This is a genomic window from Streptomyces sp. NPDC006602 (assembly GCF_042870385.1).
GTDB lineage: Bacteria > Actinomycetota > Actinomycetes > Streptomycetales > Streptomycetaceae > Streptomyces.
In genome coordinates, this window is the sequence record NZ_JBIAHG010000002.1 from 597826 (window position 1) to 614320 (window position 16495).

Here is a 16495-nt window from a genome sequence, read left to right on the forward strand (position 1 = left end):
TGCGCGGGAGGTTCGAGTGGGGGGTGCACGAAGCAGGGAGCGGATTACTGCGGACTACGAGCGGCTGATGCTCACCACGGAGGTCGGTATCCGGTGGTGATCTTGTCTCCGGTACGGCGCCACTTGGGCTCCTTGTCCACCGTCTTGGCCGTGATCGACCGGAGCTTGCGGACCACGGCGCCGTAGGCTCCGCTGGCGGTGCTCGACACCTTGGCGCCGGGAGGCTCGTCCATGAACGGCATGAACTTGTCGGGGAACCCGGGCATGGTGCAGGCGATGCAGATGCCGCCGACGTTGGGGCAGCCGCCGATCCCGTTCATCCAGCCGCGCTTGGGCACGTTGCACTTGACGACCGGCCCCCAGCAGCCGATCTTGACCAGGCACTTCGGCGAGTCGTACGACAGAGCGAACTCACCCTGCTCGTAGTAGCCCGCGCGGTCGCAGCCCTCGTGCACGGTTGCCCCGAACAGCCAGGTCGGACGCAGCTTGTCGTCCAGCGGGATCATCGGGGCGGCGCCGGCCGCCTGGTAGAGCAGATAGGTGAGCGTCTCGGAGAAGTTGTCGGGCTGGATCGGACAGCCGGGGACGCACACGATGGGGATGCCGGCGTGGGACTTCCAGTCCCAGCCGAGGTAGTCCGGCACGCCCATGGCGCCGGTCGGGTTGCCCGCCATGGCGTGGATGCCGCCGTAGGTGGCGCAGGTGCCGATGGCGACGACCGCCAGTGCCTTCGGGGCGAGCCGGTCGATCCACTCGCTGGTGGTGATCGGCTGGCCGGTCTCCGGGTTGTCGCCGAAGCCGCACCAATAGCCCTCGGGCTTGATCGCCTCGTTGGGGACGGAGCCCTCGACGACCAGGACGAACGGGTCGATCTCGCCCCGCTCCCCCTTGAAGAACCACTCGATGAACGTGTCCGAGCCGCCGACCGGACCGCACTCGAAGTCGATGAGCGGCCAGTGGACGGCGATCTTCGGAAGCCCCGGCAGCACACCGAGCACGATCTCCTCGATGCTGGGCTGCATGGCCGCCGTCAACGCGACCGAGTCGCCGTCGCAGCTCAGCCCCGCGTTGATCCAGAGAATGTGGATCGTGGGTGTCTCGTCGGCGGGCGCGCCGCCTGCGTCCGCAGTGCCGGCCGTGCCCGGCGTCGCCTCAGTCATGGGACCGCCTCCCGGGGAGGTAAGGGATGAAGGCCTGTATTTCGACCTTCGCTCTTCTTCGTATCAGCGGTTCGGCCGTGACGAGACGCCATTGCGGGCCGTTCCGGTGACATCCGCCGCGGAGGGGATCGGACCGGTTTGCGCAACCGTGGCGGGACCGAGGTGCGGCGGGGTGCACGGTAGACGCTCCTTGTGGACGAAGGAACGACGCAGAGCGTGATACGGGGCGTCCGGGTCGTCGAAGGTCCGGCGCATCCGGGCCAGCTCCTGCTCACGGAAGCCGGCCAGCGGGGTCGCACTCTCCAGCCGGTCCAGCTCCGTCTTCTTCGCGGTGATCCGTGACGCCGTCGCCGGAAGTGACGCCAGCCGCGCCGCCAGGCCGCCGACCTCCCGCGCGAACCCATCGGGACCGCAGTCGACCACCCGGTCGACGAGCCCGAGGCGCAGTGCGCTCGCAGAGCTCACCGGCAGAGCCTCACGCATGAGCCGTTCGGCCGTCGCGGGACCCACCCTGCGCGGCAGGGTGTACGTCCAGTACTCCGAGCCGTACAGGCCCATCAGACGGTAGTGAGGGTTCAACACGGCGCCCGAGCGGCACCACACCTCGTCGGCCGCCAGGGCGAGCATCACCCCGCCCGCCGCGGCATTGCCCGCGACCGCCGAGACCACCAGCCGGTCCGTCGTCGTCAGGACCGCCTCGACCAGATCGTCGATGGCGTTGATGTTCGCCCAGGACTCGGCGGCGGGGTCGTCGGCGGCCTCGATGACGTTGAGGTGGATGCCGTTGGAGAAGAAGTCGCGTTCGCCGCCCAGGACCAGCACCGACGTGGGCCGCGCGCACGCGTCCCGGTAGGCGTCCAGCAGACGTCGGCACTGCTCCGTGCTCATGGCCCCGCCAGGGAAGGAGAACGACAGGAAGCCCACGTTCCCGTCCTCCCGATAGCGGATGTCCGTCCAGGTGCGGTGCCGCGCCTCGGGCAGCAGGGGCAGGCGGTGCTCGGGCAGCGGCGGCAGGCGGTCGCCCAGGGCCCGCACGGCGGGCAGTTTGAACGTGGGCGGCTGCCCGGGCCCGCGCCGGCGCCGCAGTTCGGGGATCCACACGGCGCCGTCCTTGGTCGCCCGGCAGACCGCCCCGGCCCGGGTGGCCAGCAGCTCGCCCGGTCGGCCGCGCAGCACGCTCTCGGGATGACCGCCGTGCAGATACCACTCACCGCCGAGCAACGTGTCCAGCACACCGGGCTGCGAGTCCGCCGCTCTCAGCTTGCGCAGGACGTCCTGTGTGGAGTTCTCGGCCCAGTCGATCCGCCGGACGCTCTGGTCGAGGTACGGACGCGGGCGCAGGCGGGTGCCCGCCGTGCATGCCGCGTCCTGCTTGCGCGGGACGTGGGTTCCCCCGGCGAAACGCTCTACCGCGAGCAGGACGGCCTCGAGCGCGGCGTCGGCGATCTCACCTCGGTACAGCTCGCTCTTGGACACCGGAGGGACCCGGCACGGTACGGAGGCCCACACATCACCGGCGTCCATCTCCCCATCGGCCTGCAGGACGGTGACGCCCCACTGGTCGACGCCCTCGTGAATCGCCCAGTCCAGGGAGGACGGTCCGCGGTCGCCCACGGGCCCCGGATGGACGACGAGGCAGGTGTGAGCTGTCCACACCTCCTCGGGAATCGCCGTCTTCAGCATCGGCGCCACGATGAGCTTCGGTGCGTGCCGCCGCACGGCGTCCGGCAACGGGCTGCCGGGCAGGGCGAGTTCGACCGCCACGGTGTGGCCGCGGTCGCGCAGTTCGACGTGGACGCGCTGGGTGAGGCTGTTGAACGCGCTGGCTAGGAGCAGAATGTGCACGGCTGCCTCCGGGCGGACGAACGGCAGGCAGGGATGGCCGCCGACCGCGATCCTCGGCCAAGGCGGCCTGCCGTCCCCGACGACAGACGGTGAGATCATCCGAAAGCAGGCACCGATCCGCCGTACGGCCTCACGGGCCACGGCCCGCGGCGGCACCGACGACCCGGCTCACCTGGTCAGCCGGGGTGAATGATCACCGTCGGCGCAGGCCGCTGGTAATGCGCTCCCACCGGGAGCGGGTGGCACCGAAGTGGGTCTCGTGGGTCCAGATGTGGGTGCACGACCGGCACTGCAGGTGGAGCAGGCTGCCGATGTTGGAGAGCAGGTAGCGCCAGTGCTCGGAGCAGGTGCGCCCCTGCTCGCAGGTGCCGCAACCGCGACGGTCGTCGCAGTTCGGGCAGGCCACCCAGGCGCGACGCCCGATGTCGGCCTGCGGGTCAAGCGGCAGCATCGCCGCCCCCTCTCCGCGGCAGCACACCGGCCGAGACCAGTTCGTCGTACATCCGCTGCTGCTCCGCGTCGAGGCCGGAGTACAGCAGCTCATACGCCGCTTCCTCGCCGCGCAGTGCGGCGACGGGGTCCCAGTCGGGGCCGAGAGCGTCCAGGACATGAGCGCGCCGGAGAAGTTCGTGTGAGCTCAGGTCGACGTCCAGGTCGACCAGGGGGAGGACGCCAGGTCGGTCCGCCGCAGGCCTGCTCGCCGCAGCGGGTTCGTCAGGTTCGCCGGGAAGGGCGCGGCCATGGGAGGACATGCGACCGAACGTAGGTACTCGTTCCGCACCCCGGCAAGAGCAGGTGGGAGAAGTCACAACAGACCCCGTGCCCTCCGGAGGCACCCGGATGCGGACCCCACATCGGCCGGATGGAACTGGGTGAATTCCTCGCACAGCACTGGTACGCCCCCGGGAGAAGTCCCGCTGCGGACCTCCCCTCGAACGCGCCGGCACGTTCGAGCGCAGTTGCTCTGCTGAACATGGACCCCGCCACAGGCCGAGCCCTGGCCGGCCCGAGCGACTCCTTCCAACAGTCTCCACCTGTGCCTGTTCGTCACCACGGGCCCCGGGCTGTGCCGCGCGCCAGGAGGAAGGTCGCCAAGGAGCTGAGGCCCCCGGGTCTGAGGATCAAGATCCGGACCACTCACGGGCCAGCCGCCCCGCCGACGGCAGCTCCAGGCATCATTCCCGCTGGTCAAACGCGGTGTGGCGCGTGTACCACCAGGAGACGAAGAACCTGCTGGTGAGCTACTCGCCGAAGAAGCTGGGCTTCTTCTAGTGCCGTGACCGCATGGGTTCACCGGGTTGGATCATTTCAAGAGGGCGATGCCCACGGGTGAGGACTGGCATTCCGGCCCCTGGCGACAGCGCTGTCAGCGGCCTGCCGTCTCGGTGGTTTCTGACAGGAGAAGCGGCTGCCAAGCCCACGGCGCGGGGCACTTCAAGGCTCCACCCAGTGGGCCTGCTGTGGTGGGCCCGCCTCCTTCGGTCACGTCCCTGTGCGGCGGGGCATCGTGGCTGGCTTGAAGTCGGTGAGACGCCCTTCCAGTGGTGACCACGGTGTTCGCGTGGGGTCCTGGAACGGGCGGCTCCGATGGGAAGTCGCTTGCGCGACTCCTTTCCGGGCGGGCGGCTGTCAGGCCTCGTCACGTCGCGCGTCCTGCAGCACTTTGTGGGTCACGGGGAAGATCGCGAAACCGGTCCGGTGGGCCAGGGTTCCCCACAGGCCCCGTGGAAGGTAGAGGGAGACGGCGATGGCGGCGGCGCCGATGACGACGAGGTACCAGACGCCGCTCTGGGCGAAGTACTTGTCGAGGAGGAAGTAGACGAGGGCGCCGATGACCGGGCCTTCGACGGTGCCGATGCCGCCGATGACGACCATGAAGATCATCAGGGCCGTGTACTGCACCCCGAAGATCTGTGGAGGCGAGGCCACCCCAAGGCTGTTGACGCAGATCACCGCTCCGGCAGCGGCGCAGCCGCCGGCCGCCGCGATGTAGATGATCCGCTTGCCACGCGTGACGTTCACGCCGAGCGAGCCGGCCGCGGTCTCGTCGTCTCGGATGGCCTGGAGGTCCAGGCCGAGGCGGCTGCGCAGCGCCACATACGTGCCCAGCACCGCCGCCGCCATCACGGCGAGGGCCAACCAGTAGGTGTACGCCTGCCGTAGCACCGGTTCGGCGGTGATGGTGGTGATGTTGCGGCCGCTCGCGGCACCGAGGGAGTCGAAGCGGACGACGATGAGGCGAACGACCTCGGCGATCACCCATGTCCCGACGGCGAAGTAGCCGCCGCGCAGCCGGAAGGCGATGTAGGACACCGGCCACGCGATCAGAGCGACGACCGCCGAGACGACGAGCGTGCCGGCGTAGACGTTGATTCCGTGGTCGTTGACGACGAACAGCGTGTACGCGCCGAGGCCGATGAAAGCCTGCTGGCCCATGGAGACCATGCCGGCGTATCCGGCCAGCAGGTTCCACATCGAGGCCAGGGCGATGAGGTAGCAGAGCCTCACCAGTTGGGTGGTGACGCCGCTGTCGACGACGTAGGGCAGGCTCGCCATGACCAGCAGGACGAGGAACGTCCCGGTCAGGCCGAGGACGGCGGCGCGGCCGCCGCGTCGGACGGCGGGGAGGACAGTCGGGGCCGCCGGGGAGTCGACGGCGGTGGTCTGGGCGGTCATGCGAGCACACTCCTGCCGAACAGGCCCTGCGGCCGGAGAACCAGAACCGCCAGGAACACCAGATGCCCGGCGAGCAACGGCAGGTCGGGCGAGATCTGGGCGCCGACGGACTGCGCGATGCCCAGCACCACGCCGCCGGCGAGGGTGCCCCACAGCGAGCCGAGGCCGCCGATGATGACGACTTCGAAGGCGAACAGGACGTTGAGCTGGCCCTCGTACGGGGTCACTCCGCCCTGCCGCATGGTGTAGAGGGTGCCGGCCAGGGCGACGGTGGCGAAGGCGATGACGCTGGTGAGGGCATAGACCTTGCGGTTGTCGACGCCCATCAGTCGGACGACGGCGCGGTCGTCGGCGGTTGCCCGGACGATGCGGCCGGACTGGGTGCGGTAGAGGAAGACGTGCAGCGCGGCCAGGACGGCGACCGCCGCCACGACGGTGATCAGCGGGAACCAGCCGATGGCCAGGTCGCTGCCGACGCGGATGCTCGCGGTGCCGAGCGAGCCGATGGCGAGCGGCTTGGAGTCGTTGCTGAAGAGCTGGACAAGTACGTTGGGGATGATCACGGAGATGCCGAAGGTGACCATCAGGGGCGCGAACTCGCCGAGCCCCATGGCCCGGTCGAGCAGTGTCCGCTGGATGAGGTAGCCGAGGCCGCCGACGGCCGCCATCGAGACCAGCACGGTGAGCGCGACGGGGATGTGCAGGCTGACGGCGGCCACCGAGGCCACGTAGCCGCCGAGGATCATCAGGTCGCCGTGGGCGAGGTTGGCGACCCGCATCACCCCGAAGATCAGGGACAGGCCCGCTGCGGCCATGGCGAAGACGCCGCCGAGCAACATGCCCTGTGCGATGGCGTTGAGCCACGTCATGGAGACGTCACCTCCAGGGTGCCGAAGTAGGCGGCCGTGACCTGCTCACGGGTCAGGTCGGCGGCCGGGGCGGTCAGGACGACGCGGCCCTCCAGGACGCAGGCGATGCGGTCGGCGACCGCGAAGGTGCGGGTCAGGTCCTGCTCCACGAGGACGACGGTGGTGCCCTCGGCGCGGATGCCGGGAAGCGCCGTGTAGAGCTGCTCGACGACCAGCGGCGCGAGGCCGAGCGACACCTCGTCGAGCAGCAGCAGGCGGGGGTTGCCCATCAGGGCGCGGCCGATGGCGACGGCCTGCTGCTCGCCTCCGGAGAGGCGGGCGGCCTTGCGGGTGCGGCGGTCGGCGACGAGCGGCATCATCTCGTACACCTTCTTCAGGTCCCACGGGCCTTTGCGGCCGGTGGCGGCGCCGACCCGGAGGTTCTCCTCGACGGTGAGGGACGGGAAGAGCCGCCGCCCCTCGGGGACGAGGCCGATGCCCTTGCGGGAGCGGTGGATGTCGGGGAGGGCGGTGACGTCCTCCCCGTCGAAGCGGACGGTTCCGCTGAAGGGCTTGAGGGCCCCGGCGACGGTCCGCAGCAGGGTGGACTTGCCGGCGCCGTTGGCGCCGACAAGGGCGAGCAGTTCGCCTTCGGCGACGTCGAGGGTGATGCCGAAAAGAGCCTGGAAGTCCCCGTATCCGGCATCGACCGCATCGAGGTGCAGCAGTGGGCTGCTCATGCTGCCGTACCTCCCAGGTAGACCTCGGCGACCTCGGGGCTGGCGAGGACCTCGTGCGGGTCGCCGTCGACGCGGATGCGGCCGTACGCGAGGCAGACCAGCCGGTCCACGACCTGGACCAGGGCCTTGACGACGTGCTCGATCCACAGGATGGTCACGCCGGCCTCCTTCAGCGACAGGACGGTGCCGACCAGTTCGTCGGCCTCGCTCTCGGTGAGGCCGCCTGCGATCTCGTCGAGCAGGAGCAGCTCGGGGGCGGTGGCCAGGGCGCGGGCCAGCTCCAGGCGCTTGCGGCCGAGCAGCGGCAGGCCGCCGGCCGGCTTGTTGGCGACCGGGAGCATGCCGGTAGTCTCCAGCGCGGTGAGGGCCTGTTCGCGGGCGTGGGCCCCGCGCAGCCCGGCCCCGCGTTGGGCGCCGACCAGGACGTTCTCGAAGACCGTCAGATCCCCGAAGGGGCGGGGGATCTGGAAGGACCGGCCGACCCCGAGCCGGCACCGCTGGGCGGCGGAGGCGCGGGTGACGTCGCGGCCCCCGAGCCGTACGGTGCCCCGGGTGACGGGCTCGACGCCCGAGATGGCGCTCAGCAGCGTCGACTTGCCGGCCCCGTTCGGGCCGACGATGCCGACGGCCTGGCCGCGCGGGACCGCCAGCTCAACGTCCTCCAGGACGTTGAGGGCCCCGAAGCTGACGGCCAGGTGCTCCACCTCCAGCAGCGGCTGGAGCACCGGCGCCGTCACAGCTCCCGGGCCTTCATGTCGATCTTGGCCTCGGGGATCAGCGTGTTGCCGACGATCTTCAGGTCGTACGCGCCGCCACTGCCCTTGACCCACTGGGTGCTGACCACCGGGATGGCGGCGACGTTCTTGACCGGGTTGGCCGCGCCGCCCGCGGTCCAGTCGACGCGGCCGATGACCGTGTCGAGGCTGGTCTTCCCGATCCGGGTGGCGACAGCCTTCTTGTCCTTGGGGTTCGCGTGCCGCAGGACGTTGTCCGCGATCTCGAACAGGGCGTGGTTGAAGCCGAGCGCCTGGTTCCACCTGCGGCCCTTGGCCTGCGCGGACTTCCCGTAGTCGTCGGCGAGCTGCTGCGACGTCTGCCCGGTCAGGCTGGAGCTGAACGGGAACTGCGGCAGCCACCAGCTCTCGGTGCACAGTCCGTCGCCCAGGCCGTTCGGCAGCGAGGCGACCGACGACTCGAAGAGGATGGCCTTGGCGATGGTGACCACCTTCGGCTTGAAGCCCTGCTGGGCGGCCTGCGTCCAGAAGGTCGCGAAGTCCGGCGGCGTCGGCACACCCGCCAGGATCTGCACGCCCTCCTTCTTGAACGTCGCGATGATCGACGAGAAGTCCTTCGTCCCGTCCTCGTAGGCGCCCGGGTCGACGAAGGTGAAGCCCTTGGCCCCGGCCTGCGCGCGGAAGCCGGTCTTCTTGTCGCGGAACGCGCCGCCGTCGGCGTCGTTCGGCCACAGGACACCGACCTTCTTGTTGGTGTCGAACATCCGCCAGATGTCGCTCTCGCCGGTGACGACGTGCTCGATGCCGTCGAAGAAGTGGTACGTGTACGTGAACGTCTTCTGCGGGGTGCCGCCACGTCCGAAGAAGTACGACTGCCAGGGCTCGATGGTCGAGATGCAGGGCACGCCCTCGCTCTCGCACTTGTTGGCGACCGGGTGCACGGTCTCCGGCGTCGACGTGACCAGCATCAGGTCCACGCCCTGCTGGGTGATCAGCTCGTTCGCGATCGTCGCCGCCTGCTGCGGGTCGGAGCCGGTGTCGCGGTCGAGGATCTGCACCTTGTAGGTCTTGCCGTCGTACTTGATGCCCTTGGCGAAGGCTGCTCTGGCCTGCTTGAGGATGTACTCGTCGGACTCGGCGAAGGCCGCGTACGCACCGGTGCGCGGGCTCACGTAACCGATCTTGATGACGTCGCCGGACGAGGATCCGGAGCCCTTCAGGCCCCCGCCACAGGCGGCGATCAGCGGCGCGGCGCCCGCGGTGGCGGCGCCGAGCCCGAGGGCCCGCAGGACGGTTCGTCTGTTCGGCTGGTTCTTCGGCTGCTGCGCGGAGTGGTACATGCGGTGACTCCCGGCTCCTAGTGACGACGCGGTGAACGTAGGGCTGCGCGGAGCCGGTGCACAGTGCATGGATTCGATATGAGAAACGGCGGCGACGCCGTTGTGGAACGGTGATGAAACAAGACCTGTTCGTCCGCGTCTTTCATTGTGAAACGGCTCGTTCACCAGCCGGGACCCCGCGTCTACGGTCCCGGCATGAACGGTGACCGGCACGTAGAGGAGCTGCTCGACCGCGCTGAGCGAATGGCCGGGCTGGGCGCCTTCGTCGCGTTTGCGAGATCGTCATCGCGAAGAACGCGTACGACCTGACCGGTCACTACGCGCGCCCCGACGCGACCTACCTGGTCCACCATCGCGAGCCACGCCGAGCGGTCGTTCCGGGGGTTGGGAACTGCTGCCTCTTAGGTGAGCGGGAGTGACTTTGGGTGAGTGTGAGTGAGTGCTGGGTCGGGAGGCGTGGGTCGGGTCGTCTGCGGTGTGCCAGGGATGCTCTTGGGTCAGGGGCGCGTTCCAGGCTGACTTGTCGGTGGGAACGGGAGTTCTTGGGGCGAACGGGTGACCTTTTCGAATAGTGCTCGTTGACTGCGGTGACGGTGGATCTTCGAACTCGGCGGGGGTGGACGGGTGGGCGGGCTGCGGGAGTTGGCGGCGTCCTTCGTGGTGCCCGGTCCCGCTGGGGTGGCGATCCGGGACCGGCTGCGGGTGAGCGCGTCGGACGCGGCGGTGCTGGCCGAGGTCGGGGTGTTCCTGGGGTCGCTGGCTGCTGCGGATCTCGCGGAGCGGTCCCGGCAGGGGTCTGCGCATGATGCGGCCTCGTGGGCGGTGCGCAAGCGGGAGTTGACGGGGAGGTCGTCGGCGCGGTGGGCGGGCAGTATCACCAAGGCCACCCATGACCAGTGGGCGCTGGCCCGGCGCGGGCAGGTCGCCCACCTGGCGTGGCTGCGTGGGCAGATCGGGTTGATTGAGGCGCGGCTTGCCCGGCCGTTGGGGGCCAAGGCGGACAAGCGGGCCGGGCTGGCGCGCGGCTACGCCACACGCGGCGAGTGGCATGCCAAGTCCCGTCGCCTGCACGGCTTGAAGGACCGGCTGGTGGTGGTGGAGGCGGACCGGGCGGCGGGCCGGGTGCGGGTGGTGCGCGGCGGCAGACGGCTCGCGAACACCCGCCACCACCTTCAGGCGGCCGGACTGGACGAGCAGGCGTGGCGGGAGCGTTGGCGGGCGGAGCGGATGTTCCTGGCCGCCGACGGGGAGTCCGGCAAGCGCTTCGGCAACGAGACGATCCGTGTCACCGACACCGGCCGACTCTCGGTCAGGCTTCCGGCCCCGCTGGCCCATCTGGCCAACGCCCCGCACGGCCGCTACCTCCTCGACGCGGTCGTACGGTTCCAGCACCGCGGGCAGGAGTGGCGTGACCGGGTCACCGCGAACCGGGCGGTGGCCTACCGCATCCATCACGATGTCGTGCGTGGCCGCTGGTATGTGACCGCGTCCTGGCAGCGTGCCGCCGCCCCCGTCCTGACGTTGCAGGCGGCGCTGGCGCGGGGGGTGGTGGGGGTGGACATGAACGATGACCACCTGGCCGCCTGGCAGTTGGATGTGCACGGCAACCCGGTCGGCGAACCACAACGCTACTTCTACGACCTCACCGGCACCGCCGCACACCGGGACGCGCAGATCCGGCACGCCCTGACCCGGCTGCTGCACCACACCCGGCGCTGCGGGGCGGCCGCGATCGCCATCGAGGACCTCGACTTCACCGACGGCACCAGCCGCGAGCAGCACGGCCGCAACAAACGCTTCAGGCGGCTGCTGTCCCGTTTCCCCACCGCGAAACTCAGGGCCCGGCTGGTGTCGATGGCCGTCGAGGAGGGCATCGCCGTCGTCGCGGTCGACCCCGCCTACACCAGCCGCTGGGGTGCGCAGCACTGGCAGCAGCCGCTCACCACCCCCACCCGCAAGATTTCCCGACACGATGCGGCGAGCATCGCGGTCGGGCGACGCGCCCTCGGGCATCCGATCCGGCGACGGACGACACCGCCCCACTCCGACCAGAGCGATCGTGGTGGGCATCGGACCGCCCAGGCCCGACCGGACACCCGCAGGCGTGAGGAAACCCGCCCCCGTATCCCCGGACCACGGACGCGAGCCGTGTCACCGGACGCGGAGCGAAAGCGGGCGACCAGGACATCCACCACCGTTCGGGATGTCCGCAGTGACCAGGTATGGGTCCAAGACTCACTCCTGCTCACTGACTAGGAACGGTGACCGAGGCAACCTTCTCCGAGCTGGAGCGTTCGGTAGGCGCGTAAGGTGACGGTATGGGCGAAGCGCGAGGAAGCGGCAGCGAACCGGGCGAGCCGGACGCCCTCAAGCCCTCCGTTCAGACCCTGGACCGGGGGCTGCGGCTGCTTGAGCTGATCGCGCTGTCGCACGAGCCGCTGTCGCTGGCCGAGCTGAGTCAGCGGATGGGGCTGCACCGGTCGATCATCTACCGCCTGTTGCGCACCCTCCAGGACCACCGCCTGATCGCGCACACCCCGCAGGGATACGTGCTCGGCACGCGCGCCCAGTCACTGGGCCGCCGCACGCTCCCCGTACTCCAGCGGATCGCCAAACCCGAGATCGCCAAGCTCGCCGCCCGCGTCGGGCTGACCGCCTTCTTCGTCGTCCGCGACGGTGACGAGGCGGTCACTCTCGTCTCCGTCGAGGTGGAGAGCGTCCGCTCCCGCACCGTCTACACCCCAGGTGACCGGCACCCCCTCACCCTCGGCTCTCCCGGCATCGCCATGCTCGCCGCCGAACCCCCGCGCGACGACGAACGCCCCGAGATCACCCGGGCCCGCGCCGCCGGCTACGCCACCAGCCGCAGCGAGGTCGTCCTCGGCCTAGGCTCCCTCTCCGCCCCTGTCGTCTCACCCTCCGGCAACGCCGTCGCATCCGTCTCCATCGTGTTCACCGTCGAACGCCCCGGTCCCGCCGAGATCGAGGCCGTCATCGACACCGCTCGGGTGATCACCGGGCGTCTGCACACGGCTCTGTCCACGGGGGCGGTCCTGCCGGGCGTCGGCTGACCCTTTCCTCTGCCGCCGCCCTCGCGGGCGCTTCGCCCGCTTCGGGACGGCTGCGCCGGACTCTCCCCCAGCCTTCGGCCGGGAGGGGCCCCCTCCGCCTTGCCGGGGCACACGCCCGTGCCGGGTTCAGGGGGCAGCCCCGCGAACGCACCACGCCGCGGTCCTGGGCGGAGCCCATTGTTGAGGGGAAGGCAAGGCGTTCGCGGGGATCTCGCATAGCGAACTCGCCTGTGGTCCGACCACGGGGGCCGCGCCTAGCGTCGCCTACCGAAAGTCCGAAAGGGGGACCGCGTGGCAACAGCCAGGACGGCCCAGACGATCAAGGACGCGACCTTTGAGGTCCTGCGTCAGTACGGACTCACGACCCTGTTCAGCAATCCGGGTTCGACAGAGGTCGGCTTCCTCGCCGACCTGCCGGCCGATATCGAGTTCGTCCTCGGACTGCACGAGGGTTCGGTGGTTGGTATGGCCACCGGGTACGCGCTGAAGAGCGGTCGGCCGGCGCTGGTGCTGCTGCATACGACCGCCGGGTACGGCAACGCCGTGAGCGCGCTGGCGACCGCGCGGGCGAACCGGGCGCCGCTGGTGGTGACCGTCGGCCAGCAGGACCGGCGGCACCTCGCCCATGAGCCGTTCCTGGCCGGGCGGTTGGACGGGCTGGCCGGGGAGTACCCGGTGTGGCAGCACACCCCGGCGCGGGCGCAGGACGTGCCGGGTGCGATCGCCCGGGCGTGGCACGAGGCGCGGACCGGGCGAGGCCCGGCGGTGGTGGTCGTACCGATGGACGACTGGCATGCCGAGGCGGACCCGGACGCGGTCCTGGCCGCACCGGCGGCACTGCACGGGACCCGCAGCGCCGACGGCCCGGCGGTCGACGCACTCGCGGACATGCTGCGCGGGGCCACCGCACCGTGCCTGGTGGCGGGCGCCGGGAACGACTCGCCGCAGGGGTGGGGGAGCCTGACGGCGCTCGCGGAACGGCTGGACTGCCCGGTGTGGCAGGAGTCGTTCGGGGCCCGGGCAGGCTTCCCGCAGGATCACCGGCTCTTCGCCGGGCACCTGCCCTCGGCCCGGTCGGGGCTGCGGGCGGCGCTGGCCGGGCACGACGCCGTACTGGCCGTGGGGGCACCGGTGTTCCGGCAGTATCCGTACGAGCAGGGCACGTTCGTAGCACCGGGTACCCGGCTCGCCGTGATCACCGACGACCCGGAGGAGGCCCACCGCAGCTCGGTGGAGCTGGCGGTGCTGGCCGACCCGGCCGACACCGTGCGGCGTCTGGCGATCGCGCTTCCCGCCGCCACGGGCACGCCCCGGCCGCCCATGAGGAGCCTGGCACCGCCTGCCCCGCCCGCCGACGGCGAGCCGCTGCGCGCGGCGCACGTGCTGGCGGCCCTGGCCGACCGGCTCGCCCCGGACGCGGTGGTCGTGGAGGAGACCCCGTCCAGCAGGCCGGACCTGCACGCGCTGCTGCCCGCCCGCGCCCCGTTCGGCTTTCTCAGCGCCGCCATGGGGGGCCTCGGCTTCGCGATGCCGGCCGCGATCGGCGTACGGATGGCGGATCCCGGGCGGCCGGTGGTGGCCGTCATCGGCGACGGGTCGTCGCTGTACTCGGTCCAGGCGCTGTGGAGTGCCGCGTACTACGGCACCGGCGTGCTGTTCGTCATCCTGGCCAACGGCCGATACGCGATCATGGACCGCCTCTCGGAACACGCGGGCTCGGCCGCCCCCGCCTGGCCGGCGTTCGGCGAGTTGAGCGTGTCGGGACTGGCGCGCGGGCTGGGCTGCCCGGCCCAGCGGGTCGACAGCCACGCCGCCCTGCTGTCCGTACTCGACAAGGTGCTGCCGGACCTCGCCGGGCGGCAGAAGCCGCTGGTGCTCGAAGTGGCCGTCGAAGCCGATCCCGAATTCCGTTCGTAGGAGACAGATACATGATGAAGGTCCTCATCATCGGGGGCGCGGGCGGCATCGGCTCGTCCGCCGCGTTCAATCTGCTGTCCGCGCAGGGCACGTACGAGATCGTCCTGGTCGACACCAGGCCCAACATGATCACCAGCCATGTGATGGACCAGGAGAACGCGCTCGCGCTCGGCGCGACGCCCGACACCGTTCGCGGCGGCACGCCCGAGGACACGCTCGACGCGGACGTCGTCGTGCTCAGCGCCGCCGTACCGCTGCGGCTGAACTCCTCGCGGTCCGTCTTTCTCGCCGACAACGCGGCGATCGTCGGTCAGTGCTTGCGGCCCTTGAAGGATTCCGGCTTCGGCGGTGTCGTACTGATACTGACCAATCCCGTGGACGCGCTCATGACCTGGGTGCACCGGCAGGGCTGGCTGCCTCGGCACCGGCTGATCGGCTACACGCTCAACGACAGCCTGCGCCTGCGCACCGGTATCGCGTATGCCCTGGGCGTCCACCCCAGGAACGTCGACGCCTGGATGATCGGCGAGCACGGCGAGGGCCAGGTCCCGCTCTACAGCCGGATCACCGTCGGCGGCGAGCCCGTCGTCCTCACCACCGAACAGCGGGCGGCAGCCGAGGAGTACGCCGACAACTGGTACGCCCGGCATGTGGCGCTCGACTCGGGCCGTACCTCCACCTGGACGACTGGCCTGGGCACCGCGCGGCTGATCGAAGCCATTGCGACCGACAGCGGGACCGTCCTGCCCGCGTCGGTTGTCCTGGACGGTGAGTACGGAGTGCACGGGGCGAGTCTCGGTGTGCCCGTGGAGCTGGGCCGCGACGGGGTGCGCCGGGTCGTCGAGTGGGACCTCACGCCCGGCGAACTGCACGGCATGCAGCAGGCGGCCGTGCGCGTGGAGGCCGCCGTGGCCGACATGGACGACGTGTCCGCCGCCCGCTGAACGACCCCCTTTCGGACTCGAAGCGACTCGCACCGACTCAACGAGGAGTCGCAGTGACCGACCGGATGTGCCTGCTCGCCCCGGCTGCCACCGCATGGCCCGGCCACATCCACACCGCCTACGGCTGGACGCCCGGCGGCGACGGCGAATTTCCCGCCGTTGAGAAGGCCACAGACAAGGAACTCGCCACCGTGGGGCGGGCGTCGGTGGAAGACGTAGGCGTGTCCGCCCGCCGTGCCCGGGACGCGCAGATCCTCGACGTCATCTACTTCTGGAACGAGTGCGGTGCAGGTAGTTGACGCCGAGGATCTCCTCGCCGCATCGCGGGCTTGACCTCGGGGGCTCTCGGCGAACGCGCAGCCACCGAGCTCAAGCAGCGATGGCGCACTCCAGTGCGTCACGCTCAGCCCCAGCCGGATCGGCGACATCGCCCGCGCCGGCCTTCGTCCTCAACGGAACCTGGAAGTGATCACCATTGAGAAGATCTCACCGGCCAGGGGGCGGGTGCGCAGCTGGACGAATCGCACGACCGGCGACAGGGCTGCGCGTGCGGCGCGGGCATGTCCCAAACAGGCAATCCACGATGTCTCCCGAGGGAAAGACATGTCCTCGGCTCTCGGGGTTCACTGTCGGCCACCCCGACGAAATGGAGCCGAAACATGTCCGAGGAAGCCAGGTCCGAATTCTGGAAGGGCCTCAAGCCGATCACGAATTCGGTCAAGCCGGACGCGCAGCCGGAGGTCTATCTGTCCCAGGTGGCCACCGACGACGACCGGTATTACGCACCGCTCAGCGAGACCGTCGGATCGCGCCCGCTGTGGATCAACGTCAAGGACAACTCCTGGGCAGACATCCTCTACGCCAAGGAGGCCGGACTCGTCAACCGGCACTACCACCCGCACGAGGTGTTCGCCTACACGATCTCCGGCAAGTGGGGTTACCTGGAGCGGCCCTGGACCGCGCAGGCCGGTGACTTCATTTACGAGGCGCCGGGCGAGGGACACACATTGGTGGCCTACGAGAGCGACGAGCCGATGAAGGCGTTCTTCATCGTCAAGGGGCCGTTGATCTGGCTGGACGAGAACGGCGAGACCGTCGGCTACTTCGACGTCCACGACTACATCGAGCTGTGCCGGAACCACTACGAGAAGGTCGGCATCGGCGCCGACTACGTCAACTCGCTCTTCCGGTGACCTGGGTCCCTCCCCTCAACCGAGGTT

15 protein-coding genes are annotated in these 16495 nt (G+C 70.2%); 6 read left to right on the forward strand and 9 right to left on the reverse strand.

Features of this window, described 5'->3' with window-relative positions; translation table 11 throughout:
• Positions 1 to 71: 71 nt before the first annotated feature.
• From ACFYO2_RS07385 to ACFYO2_RS07425, 9 genes are all read right to left on the reverse strand, one after another.
• A complete protein-coding gene (locus ACFYO2_RS07385) occupies positions 72 to 1160 on the reverse strand; it encodes a hydrogenase expression protein HypE (RefSeq protein WP_388345340.1) in 1089 nt (362 codons plus the stop codon).
• A 63-nt stretch (positions 1161 to 1223) separates the two neighbouring features.
• Complete coding sequence (locus ACFYO2_RS07390; protein ID WP_388345343.1) at positions 1224 to 3005, reverse strand: enoyl-CoA hydratase-related protein; 1782 nt, start codon at positions 3003 to 3005, stop codon at positions 1224 to 1226.
• Between the two features lie 193 nt (positions 3006 to 3198).
• Positions 3199 to 3456, reverse strand: a complete 258-nt coding sequence (locus ACFYO2_RS07395) for a hypothetical protein (RefSeq protein WP_388345346.1) — start codon at positions 3454 to 3456, stop codon at positions 3199 to 3201.
• The gene (locus tag ACFYO2_RS07400) at positions 3443 to 3757 is read right to left on the reverse strand and encodes a DUF6400 family protein (RefSeq protein WP_388345349.1); all 315 of its coding nucleotides are present in this window, start codon (positions 3755 to 3757) and stop codon (positions 3443 to 3445) included. The genes ACFYO2_RS07395 and ACFYO2_RS07400 overlap by 14 nt, the downstream gene beginning before the upstream one ends.
• Before the next feature lie 877 nt (positions 3758 to 4634).
• On the reverse strand, positions 4635 to 5681 hold the full coding sequence (locus ACFYO2_RS07405; protein WP_388345352.1) for a branched-chain amino acid ABC transporter permease: 1047 nt from the start codon (positions 5679 to 5681) through the stop codon (positions 4635 to 4637).
• Complete coding sequence (locus tag ACFYO2_RS07410) at positions 5678 to 6550, reverse strand: branched-chain amino acid ABC transporter permease (RefSeq protein WP_388345355.1); 873 nt, start codon at positions 6548 to 6550, stop codon at positions 5678 to 5680. The genes ACFYO2_RS07405 and ACFYO2_RS07410 overlap by 4 nt, the downstream gene beginning before the upstream one ends.
• Positions 6547 to 7269 (reverse strand): ABC transporter ATP-binding protein, encoded by a 723-nt coding sequence (locus ACFYO2_RS07415; protein WP_388345357.1) that lies wholly within the window; start codon positions 7267 to 7269, stop codon positions 6547 to 6549. Before ACFYO2_RS07415 ends, ACFYO2_RS07410 begins: the two co-directional genes overlap by 4 nt.
• The gene (locus ACFYO2_RS07420; RefSeq protein WP_388345360.1) at positions 7266 to 8006 is read right to left on the reverse strand and encodes an ABC transporter ATP-binding protein; all 741 of its coding nucleotides are present in this window, start codon (positions 8004 to 8006) and stop codon (positions 7266 to 7268) included. The genes ACFYO2_RS07415 and ACFYO2_RS07420 overlap by 4 nt, the downstream gene beginning before the upstream one ends.
• Positions 8003 to 9343 carry an ABC transporter substrate-binding protein gene (locus ACFYO2_RS07425; RefSeq protein WP_388345363.1) on the reverse strand — a complete coding sequence of 447 codons (1341 nt, stop codon included), beginning with the start codon at positions 9341 to 9343 and terminating at the stop codon, positions 8003 to 8005. The genes ACFYO2_RS07420 and ACFYO2_RS07425 overlap by 4 nt, the downstream gene beginning before the upstream one ends.
• Positions 9344 to 9967: 624 nt before the next feature.
• Between ACFYO2_RS07425 and ACFYO2_RS07430 the strand changes: the two genes are divergently transcribed.
• The 6 genes from ACFYO2_RS07430 to ACFYO2_RS07455 all read left to right on the forward strand — a co-directional run bounded on the left by ACFYO2_RS07430 (position 9968) and on the right by ACFYO2_RS07455 (position 16468).
• On the forward strand, positions 9968 to 11599 hold the full coding sequence (locus tag ACFYO2_RS07430) for an IS200/IS605 family accessory protein TnpB-related protein (RefSeq protein ID WP_388345366.1): 1632 nt from the start codon (positions 9968 to 9970) through the stop codon (positions 11597 to 11599).
• A 62-nt stretch (positions 11600 to 11661) separates the two neighbouring features.
• A complete protein-coding gene (locus ACFYO2_RS07435; RefSeq protein WP_388345368.1) occupies positions 11662 to 12414 on the forward strand; it encodes an IclR family transcriptional regulator in 753 nt (250 codons plus the stop codon).
• Positions 12415 to 12705: 291 nt separating this feature from the next.
• Positions 12706 to 14331 (forward strand): thiamine pyrophosphate-dependent enzyme, encoded by a 1626-nt coding sequence (locus ACFYO2_RS07440; protein WP_388345371.1) that lies wholly within the window; start codon positions 12706 to 12708, stop codon positions 14329 to 14331.
• Between the two features lie 11 nt (positions 14332 to 14342).
• On the forward strand, positions 14343 to 15275 hold the full coding sequence (locus ACFYO2_RS07445) for a malate dehydrogenase (RefSeq protein WP_388345373.1): 933 nt from the start codon (positions 14343 to 14345) through the stop codon (positions 15273 to 15275).
• Positions 15276 to 15328: 53 nt separating this feature from the next.
• Positions 15329 to 15574 carry a hypothetical protein gene (locus ACFYO2_RS07450; protein WP_388345376.1) on the forward strand — a complete coding sequence of 82 codons (246 nt, stop codon included), beginning with the start codon at positions 15329 to 15331 and terminating at the stop codon, positions 15572 to 15574.
• Between the two features lie 360 nt (positions 15575 to 15934).
• Positions 15935 to 16468, forward strand: a complete 534-nt coding sequence (locus tag ACFYO2_RS07455; RefSeq protein WP_257548577.1) for a 2,4'-dihydroxyacetophenone dioxygenase family protein — start codon at positions 15935 to 15937, stop codon at positions 16466 to 16468.
• Positions 16469 to 16495: the final 27 nt, after the last annotated feature.